16 protein-coding genes are annotated in these 20,005 nt (G+C 62.3%); 7 read left to right on the top strand and 9 right to left on the bottom strand.

Annotated elements, in window-relative coordinates; translation table 11 throughout:
* Window positions 1–368: 368 nt before the first annotated feature.
* The 4 genes from dprA to HTS88_RS19380 all read right to left on the bottom strand — a co-directional run bounded on the left by dprA (window position 369) and on the right by HTS88_RS19380 (window position 8,460).
* Window positions 369–1,277: a DNA-processing protein DprA gene (dprA, locus tag HTS88_RS19395; protein ID WP_174181327.1), complete on the bottom strand. Its 909-nt coding sequence runs from the start codon at window positions 1,275–1,277 to the stop codon at window positions 369–371.
* 376 nt (window positions 1,278–1,653) lie between these two features.
* On the bottom strand, window positions 1,654–2,250 hold the full coding sequence (locus HTS88_RS19390; protein ID WP_174181316.1) for a recombinase family protein: 597 nt from the start codon (window positions 2,248–2,250) through the stop codon (window positions 1,654–1,656).
* A gap of 505 nt (window positions 2,251–2,755) precedes the next feature.
* Window positions 2,756–6,952 carry an RHS repeat domain-containing protein gene (locus tag HTS88_RS19385; RefSeq protein WP_343045025.1) on the bottom strand — a complete coding sequence of 1,399 codons (4,197 nt, stop codon included), beginning with the start codon at window positions 6,950–6,952 and terminating at the stop codon, window positions 2,756–2,758.
* Between the two features lie 410 nt (window positions 6,953–7,362).
* A complete protein-coding gene (locus HTS88_RS19380; RefSeq protein WP_174181314.1) occupies window positions 7,363–8,460 on the bottom strand; it encodes an IS110 family RNA-guided transposase in 1,098 nt (365 codons plus the stop codon).
* A gap of 742 nt (window positions 8,461–9,202) precedes the next feature.
* On the opposite strand from HTS88_RS19380, the gene HTS88_RS19375 reads away from it, so the two are divergent.
* The gene (locus tag HTS88_RS19375; protein ID WP_174181312.1) at window positions 9,203–10,423 is read left to right on the top strand and encodes an IS110 family RNA-guided transposase; all 1,221 of its coding nucleotides are present in this window, start codon (window positions 9,203–9,205) and stop codon (window positions 10,421–10,423) included.
* An 85-nt stretch (window positions 10,424–10,508) separates the two neighbouring features.
* Window positions 10,509–11,006, top strand: a complete 498-nt coding sequence (locus tag HTS88_RS19370; RefSeq protein ID WP_174181310.1) for a hypothetical protein — start codon at window positions 10,509–10,511, stop codon at window positions 11,004–11,006.
* Window positions 11,007–11,053: 47 nt separating this feature from the next.
* On the opposite strand, the gene HTS88_RS19365 is transcribed toward HTS88_RS19370, so the two are convergent.
* A complete protein-coding gene (locus tag HTS88_RS19365; protein WP_174181308.1) occupies window positions 11,054–11,830 on the bottom strand; it encodes a hypothetical protein in 777 nt (258 codons plus the stop codon).
* A 751-nt stretch (window positions 11,831–12,581) separates the two neighbouring features.
* Here HTS88_RS19365 and HTS88_RS19360 point away from each other — a divergent pair.
* The 4 genes from HTS88_RS19360 to HTS88_RS19345 are packed head-to-tail and all read left to right on the top strand — an operon-like array spanning window position 12,582 to window position 15,706.
* On the top strand, window positions 12,582–13,013 hold the full coding sequence (locus tag HTS88_RS19360; protein WP_174181306.1) for a translesion error-prone DNA polymerase V autoproteolytic subunit: 432 nt from the start codon (window positions 12,582–12,584) through the stop codon (window positions 13,011–13,013).
* 10 nt (window positions 13,014–13,023) lie between these two features.
* Window positions 13,024–14,304: a Y-family DNA polymerase gene (locus HTS88_RS19355; protein ID WP_246256485.1), complete on the top strand. Its 1,281-nt coding sequence runs from the start codon at window positions 13,024–13,026 to the stop codon at window positions 14,302–14,304.
* A 38-nt stretch (window positions 14,305–14,342) separates the two neighbouring features.
* The gene (locus HTS88_RS19350) at window positions 14,343–14,657 is read left to right on the top strand and encodes a hypothetical protein (protein WP_174181302.1); all 315 of its coding nucleotides are present in this window, start codon (window positions 14,343–14,345) and stop codon (window positions 14,655–14,657) included.
* Window positions 14,658–14,683: 26 nt separating this feature from the next.
* The gene (locus HTS88_RS19345; RefSeq protein WP_174181300.1) at window positions 14,684–15,706 is read left to right on the top strand and encodes an ATP-dependent DNA ligase; all 1,023 of its coding nucleotides are present in this window, start codon (window positions 14,684–14,686) and stop codon (window positions 15,704–15,706) included.
* Here the strand turns inward: HTS88_RS19345 and HTS88_RS19340 are convergent.
* Entirely contained in the window at window positions 15,703–15,849 is a 147-nt protein-coding gene (locus HTS88_RS19340) for a hypothetical protein (protein ID WP_174181269.1), read from the bottom strand. The genes HTS88_RS19345 and HTS88_RS19340 overlap by 4 nt on opposite strands.
* 9 nt (window positions 15,850–15,858) lie before the next feature.
* On the bottom strand, window positions 15,859–16,575 hold the full coding sequence (locus HTS88_RS19335) for an SOS response-associated peptidase (protein WP_174181298.1): 717 nt from the start codon (window positions 16,573–16,575) through the stop codon (window positions 15,859–15,861).
* A 101-nt stretch (window positions 16,576–16,676) separates the two neighbouring features.
* On the opposite strand from HTS88_RS19335, the gene HTS88_RS19330 reads away from it, so the two are divergent.
* The gene (locus HTS88_RS19330) at window positions 16,677–17,375 is read left to right on the top strand and encodes a hypothetical protein (RefSeq protein WP_174181296.1); all 699 of its coding nucleotides are present in this window, start codon (window positions 16,677–16,679) and stop codon (window positions 17,373–17,375) included.
* Between the two features lie 247 nt (window positions 17,376–17,622).
* On the opposite strand, the gene HTS88_RS19325 is transcribed toward HTS88_RS19330, so the two are convergent.
* Together HTS88_RS19325 and HTS88_RS19320 are read right to left on the bottom strand one after the other, a co-directional pair.
* Window positions 17,623–18,204, bottom strand: a complete 582-nt coding sequence (locus HTS88_RS19325) for a recombinase family protein (RefSeq protein ID WP_174181293.1) — start codon at window positions 18,202–18,204, stop codon at window positions 17,623–17,625.
* Window positions 18,205–19,036: 832 nt separating this feature from the next.
* Complete coding sequence (locus HTS88_RS19320; RefSeq protein ID WP_174181291.1) at window positions 19,037–19,420, bottom strand: DUF1304 family protein; 384 nt, start codon at window positions 19,418–19,420, stop codon at window positions 19,037–19,039.
* Window positions 19,421–20,005: the final 585 nt, after the last annotated feature.

Here is a 20,005-nt window from a genome sequence, read left to right as displayed (position 1 = left end):
GACCGCAGGCCCCGACGAAGGAGGGGCTAGACCGGCCGGAGCGGACACGTACAATCCGACAGGACAGCAGCCAAAGCATCGTCGTAGACAGAACAGGGCCAGGGGCGGCGGAGCCCTGCGGAGCCGGCACTGGACCCCGCAGCCGGCCGCGCCAGCGGACGCCCCTTTTCCTGGTGAGCCCTGCGAACCTCCCATCAGCACCCCGGGTCTTCTTTCGGCGTCCCTTGGCATCGGCGGCCGCGCGCCCCCGGTCGCCGGAACTGAGTGTGCGAACGGCGGTCCGCCGCAGCCGACCCACCGCGCACGCCGGCCACGACGGCGGACCGCCCGCGGTGACCGCCCCGGTAAGGGACGGCCACCTGAAAGGACTACCCTGCGAGGAGCTCGGCCAGTTCGGCCGCCTCGGACACCAGCACCGCCCCGCCTTCCTTGAGAAGCCGGTGGCATCCTGCAGAGTTCGCGCTGTGCACGCTGCCGGGGACGGCGGCGACGTGCCGGGCAATGGTCTCGGCATGGTGGGCGGTGTTCAACGCCCCGGAGCGCCACCGAGCCTCCACGACACACGTCACCCCTGCAAGGGCGGCGATGATGCGGTTCCTCTGAAGGAAGCGGTACCGGGTCGGGGCGGAACCGGGCGGGAGCTCTGAGATCGTCAGGCCATTGGCACGGATCACGGCGGCGAGGTCGGCGTTTCCGGACGGGTAGTCGCGGTCCAGTCCTCCGGCGAGGACGGCGATGGTGGCGGGACCGTTGCCGTTGCTTCCGGCCAGTGCGGCGCGGTGGGCGTGGGCGTCGATGCCGTAGGCGAGGCCGGCGATGACGCAGATTCCGCGCTGGGCCAGGCTGTAGGCGATGTCTCCGGTGACGGCCGCGCCGTAGCTGGTGCAGTCCCGTGATTCGGCCAGTGCCGCGCAGTTGGACGGGTCGGGGATGCCGTTCCCGATGTTGCCCCGGTACCAGAGACCGAAGGGTGCGTCCGGGAGGTCGTCCAGACCGGTGGGCCAGTGCTCGTCGCCGGGGATGAGGAACCCGCCGCCGAGGCGTTCGATGGTGGCTAGGTCTTTTTCCGGGTCCAGATCCGGCACGCGGGGGGCCCAGCGCTTCAGCGCGTCGGCCAGTTCCTCGGGTGTCACGTCTGGGAGGGTGTGGGCGGGTTGGGCGCCGGTGGCGAGCCGCAGCGCGGCGTACGCGCCGAGCCTGCCCACGAGGGTCCGCCCAACTGTGTCGTTTGGTTCGAACAGGCGGGTCAGGGCTGCACGTGCAATGCGATCGTTCATAGTTTCTCTTCTCCTTTGCTGAGGATCCGGTGGGTGAGGCGGCCTTGGTGACCGGCCAGCTTCCCCTCTCCCCCGGGCGTTTTTTGCCTGCTGGCGGAGCATCGCGGAGCTGTGCCCGACGGAGTCGGGGCAACCCGAAGGGCAAGCAGTGGATGGGTTGTGGGAGGAAATAAGCGAAGCGCCGACACAAGGCATCGGCTGTGCAGCCGTCCGCAGGACGGTTGAGCCGGTGGAGCGGGCACGTACGATCCGGAGGACAGCAGCAAAAAACAGAAAAGCGCTTCTACAGTCCGAGCGAAGCGAGGTCCGTGCAGTAGACCTGGGCGCTGGCTAAGTGAGGCCGGAAATCCAAGCCAGGCCGGGCGTAATTTCCGGGCTAAATCGTGGTGCTCCCGCGTGCAGCATGGGCTTGCTGGTGGCGGTAGAGCGTTGCGCGGCTCCAGCCAACGAGACGGGCAGCGTCCTCGGCGGTGCGGCCTTTGGCGCGGGCGTCCTGGGCGATTGCGAGTTTGTCCGCGATGACGGCCGGGTCGGACTGCGGGCGGCCGAAGCGTGTGCCGTTTTGTCGTGCTGCGGAGATGCCGGCGTTGACCCGCTCGACGATGAGCTCGCGCTCGTACTCGGCAAGAGTTGCGAGCATGTTCAACATCAACCGGCCGGTCGAGGTTGCCGGGTCGATGCCATCGGAGATAGACCGGACCTGGATACCGCGGCCGCGCAGCAGGGCCACCGTGTTCAGCACATCAATGAGCGACCGGCCCAGCCGGTCGACCCGCCACACAACGACGGTGTCGCCTTCCTCGGCGTACTCGAGGAGTTTTTTCATTCCCGGACGCTCGATCGCCGCCTTGCTACCGGAGGTCACATCGGCGAAGACATCGCGTTTTTGCACACCGGCGGCGACCAGTGCATCCAGCTGCAGCTGGGCATCTTGGCTGGAAGTACTGACGCGGGTGTAACCCAGTAGCCTCACGAGGCAATTTTGACTCGAAAAGCCCCCGATGCACCCGCGACGAGACGATTTGCTGCGAGACGCCTTTACGAGACGTCGAGTGGCCCGCTGTTCCGCCCGTTCGCGCGCCCGCCGTTGTCCCGATTGAGGCTCGCGTCAGTGTCTTGAAAAGCTGTTGTTTTCCTAGGCAGCTGCTCACGCCCTCAACTCAGCAGGCGGAGTCCCCGGCGCCTGTTAGTAGGCGGCCACTGAGGCCCCCAATACTGCGGAGCGCAGGCTCACGTTTATGAGTGGCCCGGGAGAAGCAATCAATCTCGACGCAAGCCTCTGCTCTTCCTCCACATCGTCAAACCCACAGCCAGCCACACAACTCCAAATGCGAGTGCGAGGATGGGCTTCCAAATGTCGGCTCCTTCTAGTAGTCCACTGATTCCCAGCCATCCCCACACCAAAGTGCCAAGGATGGTGAAGGCCAACGCAGTTCGAGGTGCTTGCGGTTTCATGAGGACTGCTTTCTTATTTCGCTCTAACAAGTCACAGCGGCGACGAAGACTCCTGCGAAGGCCCATGGGGTCCAGCCGGGAACAAACACACTTGCCATCGAAAATCCTAAGGAGACTCTGCACTTTGCAGTCATTCCGTCGGGAGGGTACGGCACGTTTGCTACCCCAGTGCAGTAAGAAGTGTTATAGGGAGCGCAGCCATAGTCCGTGTCACCAAACAAGAGGCCACTCGGGTCGGTGTTGCTGATGGGATCCGCTGCTGCGTAGAGGTAGCGGTTTTGTTCTTGTCCGGAGGGGTCGGGTTGGGTGAAGCGGCCGCGGGAGGGGTTGTAGTAGCGGGCGCCGAATTTGATGCGGTTGCTGGTGGTGTCGTTGTAGCCGCCGGCGTAGGTCCAGGGGTTGGTTGCGGCGTGGGTGCCGGTGGAGCTGGTCTGCACGCCCCAGGAGTCGTATTTGTATTCGACGGCTTTGGCCTGGGCACTGTCGGTGAGCATGATGGTCGAGCCGATGGCGTCGGTGGTGTAGTAGTAGCTGGCCCCGGTGCTGGTGCGCATGCTGATGAGCGTACCGTCGGGATCCCGGATAAACGAGGTGGCCGCGCCTGACTTGGTTTGCTGTGTGACGCCGAGGGTCCCGTTGAGGAACGAGGTCGACCCGGCCGTGATCCTTTCGTCGTTACGTGTTCCGGCGTAGGTGTAGTTCGTTACTGTTGAGCCGCTGGTGTTGGACGTGAACTGGTCGAACACGTTGTAGGCCTGGGTGGTTCCGGCGGACCCGGCGAGGGTGGTGTTGCCGTTCGCGTCGTACCCGTACTTGACCGCCCCGGACGGCGCGGCGGTGCAGGTCCCGGTCGCGGTGGCGTGCCAGCAGAGCTGGTCCGCGGCGTTGTACGCGTAGTACACGGTCGCGGCCCCGGTCTTGGTGTCGGCGAGCCGGTTGCTGTTGGCGTCGTAGGTCCAGGATTCGGTGACCGTGCCCTTGACCGCTGAGGTGAGCCGGTTGAGCTTGTCGTACCCGTAGGTGGTGACCGAGCCGGAGTCGGTGGTCATGGTCTTCCGGAGTCCGCCGTCCTTCGCTCCGTTGAGGGTGTAGGTGTAGGCGCGCTTTTCCAGGACCGTGCCGCTGGTGTTGGTCGCGGCGATGTCGGTGATCTTGCCTGCCCCGTCGTAGGTGGTGGTGTTTTTCACCCCGTTCGGGTACTTGGTGACGGTGCGCCGATTGGCCTTGTCGTACTCGAAGCCGGTGCATTTGGTGCTGTTCGGGAACACCGGGGTGGCCGGGCAGGACCCGCCCGGTTCGGCCAGGGCGGCCAGCCGGTTCGCCCCGTCATACCGGTAGGCCACAGTCCCCAGCGGGTCCACGCTGGTCAGGATGTTCGAGGCCCCGTCATAAGTGACCGTGGTGGTCACCCCGCCGATGGTTTTACCTGTGGGCCGGTTCTGGGCGTCCCAGGTGTAGGTGGTGGTCCCGGCCGCATCTACCCGGGTGGTGAGGTTCCCGGCATTGTCGTAGGTGTAGGCGACGCAGGTCGCCGGGACACAGGTGACCGCGTAGCGGACCTGGGTCAGGCGGTCGTTGTTGTCATAGGTGTAGGTGGCGGTCTGGTTCTTGCCGTCCTTGGCCGTCGCGACCCGGCCGGCCGCGTCATAGGTGTACGCGAGAGAACCCAGCGGAGCTGGCCAGGTCACCGCGGCCACGTTCCCCGCCGCGTCGTAGCTGTAGGTGGTTTCGTTGCCGTTCCCGTCCGTGGACCGGCACAACGACCCGGGTTTCGCGCCGCAGCTCGTTCCGGCAGCGTCACCCTGGTAGTAGCGCCGGGGTGTGCCGCCCAGGTTGTCAGGGGTCAGGATCGCTGAGGGGTTTTTGGTGTTCGGGTCGTACTGGATTGTGTTGGCGTTTCCCTCGCTGCTGGTGGAGGTGTCCGGGCGGTAGTTCAACAAAGGGTCCCCCACCGCGGTCGGATAGGTGAAGGAGGCATCCCCGGCCGTGCCCGTGGCGCCGGCCAGCGGGGAGGTGATCTTCGTCAGCGAATTGTTCGCGTTATAGGCCGCCGTGGTCGTCTGCCCCAAACCATTGGTGGTGGTCAGCCGATTATCGTGCCCATCGAAGGTGCCCGAGGACTCGTTGCCATTGGGGTCCGTGGCCTTCAGGACCCGGGTTTTGCTCGCATCCAGGGTGTAGGTGCTCTGCTTGCTGTTCGGGTCGGTCAGGTAGGACAGGCTGCCGTCCGTGCTGTGGGTGAGGGTCCACGTCGCGGCCGCGGTTGAACCTTGGCCGTAGGTAACGGTGTTGACCCAGCCGTCCGCTGCGTAGGCGAGGGCGGTGGTGTTGGTGCGCCCGTCGGTGAAGGAGCTGAGTTTCCCGCTGGTGTAGGCGAAGGTGGTGACCGCGCCGGTGGCGTCGGTGATCTTGGACATCCGGCCTTCCCCGCCGCCGTATTCGATGTTCACGGTCCGGTTCAGCGAGTTGTCCGTGATCGCGGAGGGCTGGTTCAGGTTCCGGGTGTCGTTATAGACGTAGGAAACGGTGCGGCCCTGGGTGTCCGTGGTCTGGGTCAGCCTGCCGTTGCCGTAGGTGTAGGTCACGGTGTTCGGGTTGGTGGTGTTTGCATCGACGGACCGGACCAGGGCAAAGTTCGTCCCGTCGTCCTGATAGACGTTGGTGATGCCGGTGTCGTTAAACCGGAGCCAATACTCCGTGGTGGAGACCTTCGTGAGGGAGGCGTTGAGCTCCGGCGCCATGGTAAAGACACCCGCAGCGAGCATGAAGGTGTACCAGCCACCGTCCGGGGCCGTGTACATCATGTTCCCGGTGGCAGGGTCGACCCGCAGCGCGGTTTCCAGCCGGCCCATCGAGAGCGTGGGGCGGTGGTCGTACTTCGAGTTGTACCGCCAGGCGACGTTCATGTCCTGCCCGATGCCCCGGAGATTGAACAGCCGGCCCGTGAACACCGCGTTGCCGTTCGTCGGGTTCAGCGCCAGCTTCGCAGCGTCGGTCAGCGTGTGTCCGACCATTGAGGCCTTGCCCCGCGAGCCTGACTCGGCCCCGTTCACGGTTACCGGTGGCAGCAGGTTCGCGTTGCTGAACCACCCCTGGGAGTCGAGGATGACGTGGACGTTACCGGGCCCGGCGTTGTAGATCTTGACCTTTCCGGTGACGGTGCTGGGCCGTACCACGACAGTGTTGGACACCGAGTCCGCGGTGTAGTTCACGGTGCTCGTTCCGGGTTGAGTCTCATCGGAGGGCCATACGGTCAAGTTGCCGGTCCCGGTCGTGATGGGCGTGATATTCATGGCCACACCCGCCAGGCTAGTCGAGGCCGCGGGCAGCCCACCCACCCCGGCGATCTGCACCTCCACCGAGCTGAAGCCGCTTATAGGGGTGTTTGAGACACGGGAATCATAGATCCGTGATTCGACAGTGGTGAACGCGCTGTCGGAGACCTGCCCATCGAAATAGCCCTGGATATCCACCAGGACGTGGAAGCCCGTGGCGTACGGCTGGTTGTGCTTGATATCAACCACGCCCGCTGCGTTCAGATTCAGGACTGCAGCAACTGCTGTGGTGGAGGAGCCGCGGAAATTGATCGTGGTCCCAGGGTCAGCGCCGCCGTCGAAACCACCCCCGGGCTGGGTCGTGAAAGTGAGCTCGGCCGTGTCATTGTCATTAAGCACCGTAATGTTCGCGAAGACCGCTGTCGCCGTATCCGGAACCCCTCCCTTGCCCTTCAAAGCCAGGCTCTTGATCCCTGCCCCTGACCATTGACCGGCCGGGTACCCGGTGCCGTTACGGGTATCTACTACTCGGGATTGAGGGACGGAAACGAACGCGCCCGGAGCCGGAGTGTCACCTGCAGTGAAATAGCCCTGGACATCGACAATGAACTGCTGCGAGGACGTCGAGTACAGCGCCAGCTTCCCGTCGGTTCCGACCGCGACGGCCACCGTGTTGGAGATTGTGTCATTCTCCCCGGAATACAGGTTCGTCGTGTCATGGTGCCGGGCGGTGTTGGGCACCAGTTGGGCGACGTTGACACCCGTTCCATTCACCACGGTCAAACTCACCAGGACCGCATCCACACCGCTGGTCGGCACCCCTGCGGCGCCCAGGACCTGGAAGGGATGCCAGGTCTGCGCCGTCACCGGCCCGGTGATACCGCCCAGCCCAGAGCGCGTGTCCAGCGCACGTCCCTGGACCGGGACAAAAACGCCGGCCTGCACCGAAGGTGTGGACTGGGCCGGGACAACCGATGGAGCCTGTACAGACGCCGGAGCCACCGCCGCAGGCGCTGCGACCAAAGGAGCCGCGAAGGCCGGGGCGCTAAACCCGGCAACAGTGACCGTAAAAGCAACAACAGCAGCGATAACAACCCTGACAGCGGTAAAACCAGCTGAAACAGGCCGGAAAAGGGCAGGCCGGATCAGGCTCGGAACAGTAGACATCCCCCAAGAACTTTCTACGAATGATCCGCGGCAATCCCCAGTTCACCGAACGCCCGAACCCCCAACGAGTGATGCCCCGACGCTAACCGTCCCCGGATAAGGCGGCAATGATATTGATCAAAACCTTGGACAAACCTGAGGAGATACCCACCAGCCTGGGCAACGTTCTTCGTGCGCTCCTGTTCTCGCTACGGGGCCGTACCAATAGCCGGGGACGCGGCAGGTTCGGCGGCGGCGTAAAGGGTATTGAGTTGGCGGTAGAGGGTTCGGGCGATGTAGCGCTTGAGGGATCTTCGGATTTCGCGGTAGCTGCGGCCTTCGTGAGTGCGTCTAGCGACATACTCCCGTGTTCCGGGGTCATGCGTCATGCGGGTCATCGTGATGGTGTGCAGGGCCCGATTGAGGCGCCTGTCACCGCCCCGGTTGAGCCGGTGCCGGACAGTATTACCGCTTGAAGCTGGCAAGGGATTCACCCCTGCCAACGAAGCAAAGGCAGCTTCGCTGCGAACCCTTCCTGGATGAGACCAAGCCGTCAGGACAGTCGCGACCGTGACAGCCCCGGCGCCGACCATTTCCAGAAGCGGTGCAGCTGGGCTTTGCTGGATCAGCTCTGTCATTCGCTTCTGGTTCGCAGCCAGCTGAGTAGTTACTTCGAGGACGCGGCGCGCCAACCGAACCGCTTCCTCGCGGGCGATTGATACTTCTAGCTGCTCCTGTCGGTCCCGCCATCTGGTGATCGTCGCGATCTGAGCGGGAACCAATGGTTTACGGGCGTCGATTCCTAGATCATGGGCCCGGAGCAAAGCAAGGAGTGCGTTCGCATTCAATGTTCGGTCCCGGGTCAGCTGATCCCGTGCCGCGCTCAAGATCCTCAGTCCAGCACGGGTTCCTTCATCCCGCCGCGGCGCCCGGAGCTCGGACTCCTCCACGCTCAAGACGGCCGTTCCGATGGCGGCCGCATCCAACGCGTCGGACTTGCCCAGCCCCCGGCGGCCGCGGGCGTTCATACGTGGCGCTTCGGCGACATCGTAGCCGGCATCGACTACGGCCCTGGCCAGACGTGCCCCGTAAGTGCCGACACCCTCGATTGCCCACAAACACCCCTTATCGCCGCCTGTCCGTCGGCCTACCCAGGCAAGGGCGCGGGAAATCCCTGCCGGGGTGGTCGGGAACTGCTCGCTCGCGAGTTGTCGCTTGGTGCTGGCCTCTATGACGGCGAACGTGTGGGTGCGGGCGTGGCAGTCCACGCCGATGACGAACGGGCGGGTCTGCGCAACGATAGTCAACGCTGTCACCCTCCTTCCTTTGGAACGGACAAAGAACGGGCCGCATGACGGCCGGCATTGAACCTGGGAAGAGTCACCTCGAGGCAAAACTGTGATGAGCCACAACCTCCAGAGGCTGGGCAAGCTTCTAATCAAGCCACCGACGTGGGACAGGTCAACGCCGGCCGCTCCACCCAGCGCGGACAAGTCGGGGGAAACGCACCCTCAAGGGGGCAAGTTGTTTTTCGAGTCACGCGCCAGGCAGAACGACCGGCAACAACACTGCCAGCTAGTCCCAGACCAACCACTCCAAGACTCACAGTTGTTTTTTGGCTGCTGGCGAAGCTTGCGGAGCTGTGCGCGTGCAGGCCCGTCTACCCGCCAGGGCAAGACCCGGGAAATCTTCGGAGGAAATAAGCGACGAAGGAGCGCCGGAGAAGACTTTCACGGGGTGCAGGCCCCGGAGGAACGGAGGGGCTAGAGGGGCCGGAACGGGCACGTACAATCCGAAGGACAGCAGCCAAAAAACGGTAATACTAGAAAAGTCCTTGAGCCGGCGTGGCCCAGCCAAAAACTGACGTGCCTGGCGGCACTGTCTTTCCGACGATCTGTCAGCCGGCTCAAGGTCCGTCAGAGGGTGTCGAGTCAGGCGGACATGACTTCATAGGAGCCTGATTCGACCAGTCCCATTACCGTTTTGTCTGCCCACCTGGCCCGCGCCCGATCAATCAGCATTCGACGCGACTAAGGGGCAAATTCCATCTTGGCAAACGAAGCAATCAAAGTCATCGCGGGTATCGACACCCACGCCGACACACACCATGTGGCCGTGATCAACGAACACGGCAAGCCCCTCGCGGACAAGGAATTCCTTGCCGTGGGCTCCGGATACCGGAAAATCATCGACTTCATCACCAGCTACGGCACGGTCACCGCCGTCGGCGTCGAAGGAACCGGATCCTACGGCGCCGAGCTCAGCAGAACCCTCCGGGGTGAAGGACTGACAGTGTTGGAAGTGAATCGACCGAACCGGGCCGCCCGCCGGCTGAGGGGCAAGTCCGACCCGCTGGACGCCTACGAAGCGGCAAAATCGGTACTCGATGGCCGGACCACGTCGGTCCCGAAAGCCAAGGACGGCCCCGTTGAATGCCTGCGGATCCTGCGCGCCGGGCGTGCCTCCGCGCTGAAAGCCCGCACCGCCGCCATCAACCAAATCAAGGGCCTCCTCGTTTCAGCCCCGGACAAACTCCGGGCGAAATACCGTGCAATGGCCACCTCCGCGCTGATCACTGCCCTGCAACGCACGAGACCTTCCGGACACACGGCCGACCCGGAGTACGTGACCCTCCTGACGCTGAAAACCCTCGCCACCCGCTGCCAGTCCCTGGCCGCAGAGATCGCCGCCGCGGACGCAGCGCTCCAGGAAATCATCGACGCCTACGCCCCGATGCTTTGCGACCTGCCCGGCGTCGGCACAGACGTGGCCAGCCAGCTGCTGGTCACCGTCGGAGACAACCCGGAGCGGTTGGGCAACGAAGCCCAGTTCGCTTCACTCGTCGGGGTCGCCCCCGTACCGGCATCATCAGGCAAGACAACGCGTCACCGGCTCAGTAGAGGCGGCGACCGCAACGCCAATCACGCCCTCTATCAAGTGGTCCTGGTCCGGATGGCATCATGCCAACGGACCAAAGAATACGTGGCAAAACGCACCGCTGAGGGCAAGAGCAAACGAGAGATCATGCGCTGCCTCAAACGCTACGCCGCACGGGAAATCTACCGTCAAATCACAAACCCCCAGCCAGCACCGGACAACTCCGACCTGCGCCGAACGCGCATCACACGTGGCTGCACGATCGCCGGCGTTGCGCGAGAGCTCGGGCAGTGGCCCTCCAAAATCTCCCTTTTGGAACGAGGCCTCATCCGTAACGACACGCTAGCTGCGAGCTACCGACAATGGCTGATGGACAACACGTCCAGATTCTAAACATGTATTCATCAGAGCGAGGAAACGTGGGGCAGCATACCGAGGCGGTGAGTATTGTGGGTAAAGATAAAAGGGGGAAGTTCAAGTGGATTTTTGGCGCATGGGACTGACCGGACTTCTGGGCATAACTGCCGGGATGATGATCGCCGGATGCAGCCCTTCCGAAGAAGAAATGCTGAGCAAAAGTGGTTACCAACAAGTTGGCGACCTTGAAGAATCAACGGTCTGGGTTGCCCAGGAACCGGATGACAGCGGTAAGTACGGTATACACGTCGCCGGCAAGCTTCGCGGCTTCTGCAAAGGTTCTGTAATTGCCGGGATCGGTGAGCAGATATGCAATATGGGTGAAGAGGCGCGCGGATCGCTATATATGGTTGGGGCTCCAGCAGCCGCAGTGGCCGGCACTATAACGCTCACCAATGGGAAAATCGTGCACGCTCAAACGTTTGCTCTGCCAGGACACCCTGACATGAAGTTGGCCATTGGAACCAGCGCGTCGAGCCACGCCAAGGGCTTTGTCGACGTTGAGTTCGCTACGGCCAACGGTGTACTACTAGACCGTAGTGGGAACCAAAAACAGTAGTGGGAGGCTTCGCGTTAGCGAAACCTCCCACACTCCATGCGCGCCTATTAGCAGTTGCTGGTGCTACCGGCCATTGACTTAGTCCAATAGTTGTTGCTGTTGGCAACGACTACCCCTAAAGAGCCCCAACCTATATTCACTTCGGAAATCTCCGCGTTGCCCCATGTATGGGTGTAGCTAGTGAAGGCTTGGAAATCGCAAATATCTCCAGTGCGGAAGTAGAAGTCACCCGCCCGCATGTTGTAGCGAGAGTCCTGCCCGTACACGACATCCTGCATCTTCCAAGCGACGCCCTTCTGGCTGACATCATACGGGCCGTCTACTGCCGAACAGTCCCTTCCATCCACAAAAGAGCATCGGTAGGCGCTAACGCCAACAACTGGCAGGTCTTTGCTAAAGGAGAAACCGAAAACTTCCTCCCCGCCGACCTCGCAAGGCAACTGCGCACCCCAGGAGCAGTTTGCATCCTGCAATACCGCATCATCCTTGAACCAAAAAGTCCCCACCACGCTCTGCTGCCTCACGTGGCTGTCATAGTACGAGTAGAGGTTCTGTTCGAGCGACGTGCTGTATGACATTGGCGAAAACGACCCCGCCGTCAGATCCTTGAATCCGACTACCCCAATCCTCTCAAGCTCTTCATTGAGGCTTGTAAGGTCTTTGTCACCGTATAAGGCAGGGCGAATGATTTTTCTAATCTGGCTGTCTCTTGCGGCGATCTCAGCATCGCTTCTGTGGTCGGCGCTGACTGATGATCCCTTGCCGTTGGCAGGAGCTGAGGCGTCCGTAGCCGACGCGCTGCTAACGCCAACGAGCATCAGCACAGCGGCAACCGCCCCCGAAACCATAGTTCTTCGCTTAAACAAGTTATCCCCCTATTTTCTGGCAGAAATGCCAAGGCCCACCCTCCAAAACCCTCAATATTTTGTCAAGTCAATTGATAAATCGCGCGGCTGCTAGGCCTGATCTTGGTCCCATCGGGCCGCCGACAGCAGCAAGGACGATGTTGCAAGCAAGGGGCCAGGACTATGGACGGAAGGACTGCAAGTCCAACTCGTTTAGGCTCAACAGCCGGTCGCCGGCGGATGTCCGCATGTCCGGACGCCTGTGTTGCTGGAGAACTATGCAGCGAGGCCGAGGGGCGAGACGCCTGATTTGACGACTATAGGAGCATCGTCGTAGACACACCAGGTTCAGGGGGTCCGGAGCTCTGCGACGGCGCGCCCTGGACCCAACAGCCGGCCGCGCCAGCGGACGCCCTCTATCTGGTTGAAGCGCAGCGGAAACCAGTGCGAGCCCCGCGAGCACACCCGCGCGCCCGATGCTGGTCCTGTCCACAGTTGGGCGGTAATTCGGGTTATCCACGGCTGGATTCTTGGGAGCCATGGGGAAGCTCCCTTCGGCAGTAGCAGCGGTGGATAACCCAGAGGGAATTGTCCCCGGCGGTGGGCAGCGACCCTCCCGTGATAGCTGGCCAGCATCCTGCATCAGATGCAATTCGCCCGAAAGTCCTGCTTTGTCAGGGCCAGGGAGTACGATGATGGAATCGAACAAATATTCGAATAAAGGTGTGTTGTGAGCGTCATTGTTGGTCCCCGCGTGATAGATGCGGGCACGTCGTTGCTGTCGGTGCTGGTCTCTCCGGTGCCGGTCGCGGCGGGGTTCCCGTCGCCGGCGCAGGACTACTTTGATGGCCGGATCGACCTGAACGCGCACCTGATTAAGGACGTCACCAGCACTTATGTGGTGCGGGTGTCCGGGGAGTCGATGCACGGGGCCGGGATCAGCGACGGGGATGAGCTGATCGTGGACCGGGCGCTGGAGCCGCGCGACGGGTCCGTCGTCGTCGCCGTCCTGGATGGGGAGCTGACGATCAAGCGGCTGCGGATCACCCCGAAGGGCGTGATCCTCCAGGCGGAAAACCCTGCGTACCCGGACATTGAAGTGCCGGCCCTGTCTGATCTGACGATTTGGGGCACGGCCGTTCGGTGTTTGCACCATGTCTAAGCCGGCGTTGATGCGGCACATGCCGCAGATCGCTCACGTGGACGTGAACTGCTTCTACGCGTCGGCCGAGCGTGCGTTCAACCCTTCCCTGGAAGGCAAGCCCGTGATCGTGCTGTCCAACAATGACGGCTGCGCTGTCACCCGCTCCCCCGAAGCCAAGGCCCTGGGCATCGGCATGGGCGATCCCTGGTTCAAACTTGCCCCGCGGGCCAAAGAATGGGGCCTGGTCGCACTGTCCAGCAACTACGAGCTGTATGGCGATATCAGCTCCCGGGTGATGGAGCTGCTGGGCCGATACTCGGCCTGGCTGGAGGTTTACAGCATCGACGAAGCCTTCCTCGGCGTCAAAGGTTCCCCTGCAGAGCTCCTGGCGATGGGCCGGTCGATGAAAGCGGCCGTCCGGCGGAACGTCGGCGTGCCGGTCTGCGTCGGGATCGCACCGACGAAGACGCTGGCGAAGCTGGCCAACAAGTGGGCGAAGAACAACAAGGCCTTCGACGGGGTATGCCACTGGGACTCCATCCCCGCAGCGCAGCGAGAGTCGCTGCTCGGCCGGCTGTCCGTAGAAGAAGTGTGGGGCATCGCCGGGCGCCTGACCAGACGCTTGAACGTCATGGGGATCTTCACCATCGCCGACCTGGTCGGAGCCGATCCGGTGGCGATCCGGGACAAGTTCTCGGTCGTTCTGATGCGCACCGTTCTGGAACTGCAGGGCACCCCCTGCATCCCCATGGAAGAGGAACGGATCGGGCGGGACCAGCTGATCTTCTCCCGGTCGTTCGCCAAGCCCATCACCACCGCAGCGGGGATCCGCCAGGTCATGAGCGTGTACGGGCAGCAGGCCTCTGCCCGGCTGGCCAAACACGGGCTGCAGGCCAAAGTCCTAACCGCGTTTGCCGGAACCTCGCACTTCAACCCCAAGGACACCTCATACCCCTCAGTGTGCGTACCGTTGCCGATGCCCACCGCTGATCCGGTGATCCTGACCAAAGCCGGCCACGCACTCCTGCCCCGAATTGTCGAGGGCGTCCGGTACCCCAGGGCCGGGATCATGGTCACCGACCTGCGCCCCAGCGGTAACCAGGCACCCCTGTCCCTGTTCGAAAACCCCCACGAGGAACGGCACATCGGAACCCTGCTGGAGGACGTCACCCGCCGGTACGGGCGAGGGTCCATCGGCCTGGGCCACGGCGGGATCCGGGGCGGGCCCGACTGGACCATGAAACGCGACATGCTCTCCCCCAGATACACCACCCACTGGGATGAACTCCCGCTCGTCAAAGCCGCCTAAAGCGGCTGCTCTGCACCACCCAGGAAGACAACAAGCACATGACCATCACCTCAGAAGCCCCTACCCTCAACGCCCCAGTGGACGTCCGGTTCACCAAGGCAGGCACTCCCCTGGCCGTCCGCTATGACGGACGGATCTGGGCCGTCACCGAAGAACCTGTCCACTGGTTCACCAGGGACTCATGGTGGGAGACCCGCCGCAGCGTCCCCGTCGGCGTCGGGAACGTCGTCGATATCGAACACTGGCGCGTTCAGGTTCGCTTGGGCGGGTCGGACTCCCAGCTACGGACCTTTGACCTGCGACGGGAACCCCTCGCTGCTCAGTGGCTGCTGGAGGCCATCACTGACATCTGAGCTGGTTCCTGCGTAGCGTAGGGGCCATGGGAACCAGGGCAGGGTTGCCGGCGGGGTTTGCCCCGCCGATCAAAGTTGCGCTGGCCCGTGCCATCGACAAGATGCCCCGCCATGACGCATCACACGGGGCCTTGCTGTTTGAACCCAAATGGGACGGGTACAGATGCATTGCGATCCGGGATGAGCGCGGTGCGACACTGTGGTCCCGGCAAGGGAAGGAACTGTCGGGGTACTTCCCTGAACTCTGCTCGGCGGTCGTTTCGGCCATTCCTCCGGGATATGTGCTCGACGGTGAAGCCGTGATCTGGAGCCAGGGCCGGTTGAACTTCACGGCCCTCCAGCAGCGCTTGGGCGCCGGACCCAAAACCCTTCCCGGTCTGGTAGCAGCGAGTCCGGCCAATTACGTGGCGTTCGATGTGCTGGCCGTCGCCGGTCATGACGCCCGGGACCTGCCCCTGACCCAGCGGCGGGCGCTCCTTGATGAACTAGCCAAGGACTGGGAACCACCACTATCTCTCTCCCCCACCACCACGGACCGCAGTGTTGCCGAGCAGTGGTTCGAAGAGCTGCCCCATACCGGGATCGAAGGGCTGGTCATCAAACATTTGAATCAGCCCTACACGCCCGGCGTCCGTTCCTGGTTGAAGCTGAAGCACAGAGAAACCGTCGAAGTCATTTGCGGCGCGGTGATCGGGCCGATCACCCAACCTTCCGAGGTCGTCGCCGGCCTCGTCCTGGACGGCGAGCTGCGGATCGTGGGGCGCTCCACGCCTCTCAAGGCGAGGGAAAGCCGGGAACTCGCGCGGTGGCTGCACCCGCCCGTGAGCGGGCATCCTTGGCCGGCCAGTGTAAAAGGTACGACCCTGGATAGGTTCAATCGGGACAAGGAACCCGTGGCCCTCACGCTCGTGGAACCCGTAGCTGTTGAGGTCTCCGCCGACACTGCCTGGTCCGGCAGGTCCTTCCGGCATCCCTTGCGGATGCTCAGGGTCCGGCCGGAGCTGTCACCTACCGACGTCCCTGTGCCGGCCCGGCTTCACGCGGGTTAGCGATCCGTGCGGATCACGATGAGGTTCTGGCCTTCTTCCAACAGTGCGTACAGGTTCTCCCGCGCTTCTTCATAGGTGTCACCTTCGGCCTCGATGTAGTTGTAGCTGCCGTCCGGGTTGGTAATAGTGCCTGTGATTATCACCGCACGAGTCTAATGGGGTGCAGGTTCGGCGGGCTCGATGAGCTCCGGACCGTTGTTGCGCACGCTGTTCACCCGCGGGCTGACAACCCGGGGTGTCAGGGTCGGTTCCGGCAGGGAGTCCAGCAGGTGCTGGATGTCGTTCTTCTCGGTAAGGTCCGGGTCGAGCCATTCCGCGAAGCGGTCCCGCGGAATGATCACCGGCGACCTGTCGTGGACGTGCCCCAGGGCGTCCTGCGTGGTCGTGGTCAGTACCGTGCAGCTGAGCAGCCACCTTTCCGGATCATCCTCCGCCAGCGACGGATCAGCCCACCACTCGTACAGGCCGGCGAAGCCCAGCAAAGGCTCCTTCTCGGAGTACAGGTAGTTCGGGATCTTCTTCCCGTCCTCGGTCTTCTGCCACTCGTAATAGCCCTCGGCCGGGACGATTGCCCGGCGCTTCACCGCGGCTTTCCGGAAGGACGGCTTCTCCAGGATCGACTCGCTGCGGGCGTTGATCAGCTTGGAGCCGATCTTTATGTCCTTCGCCCAGGACGGAACCAAACCCCAACGGGCAACGAGGAGGTGCCGGTCAATGGTGCCATCATCCAGACGCTCGGCAACGATCGGCACGCTCTGGGTTGGCGCAACATTCCAGCTCGGTGGAGGTGGGTTCCCCTCCACCTCTTTAGCCTCAAAGTGGCTCAGTAGGTCCCCGGTGGCTTTGGACATCACATATCTGCCGCACATGAGGCCATTCTGCCCGAAGGCCTAGAGGTGCGCTGCGGCAACCTTGACAACTTTTAGACGGCCTTCCGACGAGTAAGCACCTCGTCGGGCAGACTTACGCAGTGAGCAAATTCCGGGACCACGTATGGATCAACCGCACACCACTTGAGCGATTCCTCTTAATTGTCGTTGTTTTGTGCCTCGTTCTCCTGGCCACAGACGCGATATGCGCAATGAGAGGACTCCCTTGGGATTGGGGCACTACTGCCGACTGGTTCACTGGTGTGGTTACTTTGGGGGGTTTTGTTGGCGCCATTTTGGCATTGAGAGTCCAAACAAAGGCATTGAAAATCCAGACCGACCAGCACAATGACACTCTCTCTAAGGAGGAGGAAGCGCAGAACAAAGAGCTGCAGCAAGAGCGGGATGCCGCCAACGAAGAAAAATGGAAGTGCGCGAATCGCACCACGCTGGTCGTCACCGCTCAGCGTGGAGACCCGCGGTACAACTATGTCCACAAGCCTCCTCTCACTGTGACCTGCGAGTTCCGAGCTCCGGAGGGTTTCGTTCTTAGCAATGTGCAGCTCATCGCACCTCCCCTTCCCTCTTTTTTCAAGGAGGGTAGCCGGACAGATACACATTGTGACTCTTTGAATCACAGCCGTCCTATGAAGTGGGAGATGCTGGGCTCTTATTGGCCCAACGGGGACGAAAAAGATGCAAGGGCGTGGGTCGAGCGTCGCACGTCCGTTGTCTTTACCGATGAACGGGACGTTACTTGGCTTCGTAGCGGTTCAGGGCAGCTGACCGAGGTGAAGTAACCAGGAGTGTCCCTTGGCATTGGGTGGGGTCCGTTCGCTTCTCGGAAACGAAGGATTCCAAGAAAGCCATGTTTCGAGAATGCCGGGGTCCGTCACTGAGCCGCGCCGGTCTCTCACAAATAGTTCTCGAATCAGTACAGTCCTACTAAAGCCCCAAACCGAGTTTTGAGAAGAGAACACCCATGGTCACCCACCGCACCGGCTACGCTCGGGTTTCCACCCGGGTGTGACTGTTCGCGGTCGCGTTCTAGTCGGCAAGCGCTCGTGACCGCCTATAGAACGTCGCTCGGGACATACCGAGATCCCGGGCAACCTGCGCCGTGGGCTCCCCACCTTTGACCAGGCGAACAGCGCTTCTGATTTGACTATCCGTGACCCTACGGGGTCGACCGCCAAGGTCCTTGCCGGCTTCTCTTCGCTTGATGATGGAATCAGTGACGCGTTCACGCTTGATCTCGTGTTCCATCTGCGCGAGGGCGGCCATGATTGTGAACAACATAGAGCCCATCGGTGTTGCTGTATCGACGTCGCCTCCGCCCAAATTCAGGACGCGCAGGCCGGCGCCCCTAGTGCGGAGTTCGTCGGCGAAGGCAAGCATGTTCTGAGTGGATCGCCCGAGCCGGTCCAAAGTCGTGATGACGAGGGTGTCACCCGCCATGAGCGCGTCGAGTGCTCGATCAAACCGGGGTCGCGACACGCGCGCTCCGGAGACACCCTGGTCTACGTAGAGGTCATCTCGTCGAACGCCGGCGGCCAGTAGATCCGCCCGCTGCCGGTCCGTGGACTGCTGCCGCGTCGAAACCCGTGCATAGCCAATGAGTTTCGACACGCCCGCCTCCAATGTGTCTCATAACTAATGATTAGTACTGCAATTTAATCAGAAGGTTTCGAGACATAGTTATGAGAATCGCCGGCGGCAGAGAAAGTCGTGGGATTTCACACGAATGGGGACCTTGCGGGACAGAGCCGGTGAGACGTCTCGTATCCCAAGGGTTTTGAGACGGTTGGGATAGTTCGAGTTGTGCGGTGAGGGATCCCCTCCGGAGGCCGTTGCAGCGGATACCCTTCGAAGTAGATTTGGAGAATGGAAGAAAGGTTCGCCGATCGAGTGACGGTGCCCGATGTTGTCGGGTTGCCATTTCACGTCGGCCGCGATTTGGCATGGGACGCGGGAGTCAGCCTGGCGAATCCTGATCCCGACGGGCCGCCCATCGGAGCCCTAGCTTGGCCCGGGCTGTTCTACATCACATCGCAACGCCCCGCCGCCGGCACCATCGTGTATCGCTGGGATTCTGTGGCTGTCGAGGTCGTCGCACACGGAGATGCGGAATCCAACGCTTGGCAGAAGCGCCCAGGTGCTCCGCCCGCGGATTCGGCCCATGCCACGACTCCGCAGCCCGAGCAACGCGTCGATCTCACGGAGACAGAGCCTCCAATAGAGTGACCTTGAGGGCACTAAGCACCGGGATTGCTTACCGGCAAGGTCGCAAACGACCTCAGTCTACTTTCCCGCTACGCGCGGAGAAGGTATTCCCAGCCCTGTTCCGATAACCGATCCTCTTGCGGACGCTTCAAGCGGTCCGTAGAGCCACCACCATACGGGCGCTGCTGTGACGCGAATCAACAAAAACGCCGCCACTAGCATTCGCCAACTACCACCCCTAGTGAACGAGAACGTAGAAGACAATTGCCAGCGCCGGGAAGAGCGCCTGGCCGATGGCGCTGACGAGGAGGCGCTTCTCTGTGACCCACAGCCAAAAACCAAGGAAGACGTGGCACGCGCAGCAGAAGATCACTATGGCCGACCCGCTGGTGGGAGTGCCTGAGAAGTTCACCAGCCACAGGCCCACTGCGATGCCCAAGCCGAAGGTGATGTTGTAGGCGCCAACATTCATCGCCCACATCCGGACTGCGTGCACGTTTTCCTGCCTGATCAGGAAGATCCGGTGGAACCGTTGGTCGCCATGGAAGAAGACCTCCAGGATGCCAACGCTTATCAGCGCCAGGCCGGTGGATCCGGCGAGTATCTGGCTCAGCACATTCATGCCGCGCTCCTAGCCCAATCTTGCAGTCTCCGCTTCTTGCGTGCAGGTTACGCTCCAGGCGCGAAGACCTTCAAGGGGCGGATTGCAGACACAGTCCACTACCCACTACCTATGCCCGCCCGCCTCCAGCCCGGCCCCAACAGGCCGCCATAAACGAATCCGTCTACGATGATCTGCGGCTCTTCAACCACAGCGCCGAGGTCCGTCAAGCCAACGGCTCGCTGACCAGTGGCCGCCACACGATCCCCTTGCGATCACAGTGCGTCTGCCGCCAAGGCGGCGTTCACCCGCTACAGCAGACACCTTTCAGAGGTAAATTGTGAAAATGAGTGAGAGGTTCGCCGACAGGGTTACGGTCCCCGATGTCGTGGGTTTACCATTTCACGTCGGGCGAGATGTGGCGGCCGATGCCGGCGTTGCCTTGGCGAACCCTGATCCAGACGGGCCGCCTATCGGCGAGCTTGCTTGGCCGGGACTTTTCTACATCACGTCCCAGCGTCCACCCGCCGGGACCAACGTTTATCGATGGGACTCCGTCGCTGTCGAAATCGTCGCGCACGGAGACGCGGAATCCAATGCTTGGCT

The sequence above is a fragment of the Pseudarthrobacter oxydans genome, from assembly GCF_013314975.1.
GTDB classification, from domain to species: Bacteria; Actinomycetota; Actinomycetes; order Actinomycetales; family Micrococcaceae; genus Arthrobacter; species Arthrobacter oxydans.
Note: the sequence above shows the minus strand (reverse complement) of the source record. Positions and strands in the feature narration are given on the sequence as shown.

Bases quoted from the DNA above. Each gene is read 5' to 3' on its own strand.
- dprA (WP_174181327.1), bottom strand. From the start codon at position 1,277: ATGAACGATCGCATTGCACGTGCAGCCCTGACCCGCCTGTTCGAACCA.
- HTS88_RS19355 (WP_246256485.1), top strand. From the start codon at position 13,024: ATGCGGCACATGCCGCAGATCGCTCACGTGGACGTGAACTGCTTCTAC.
- HTS88_RS19350 (WP_174181302.1), top strand. From the start codon at position 14,343: ATGACCATCACCTCAGAAGCCCCTACCCTCAACGCCCCAGTGGACGTC.
- HTS88_RS19345 (WP_174181300.1), top strand. From the start codon at position 14,684: ATGGGAACCAGGGCAGGGTTGCCGGCGGGGTTTGCCCCGCCGATCAAA.
- HTS88_RS19335 (WP_174181298.1), bottom strand. From the start codon at position 16,575: ATGTGCGGCAGATATGTGATGTCCAAAGCCACCGGGGACCTACTGAGC.
- HTS88_RS19320 (WP_174181291.1), bottom strand. From the start codon at position 19,420: ATGAATGTGCTGAGCCAGATACTCGCCGGATCCACCGGCCTGGCGCTG.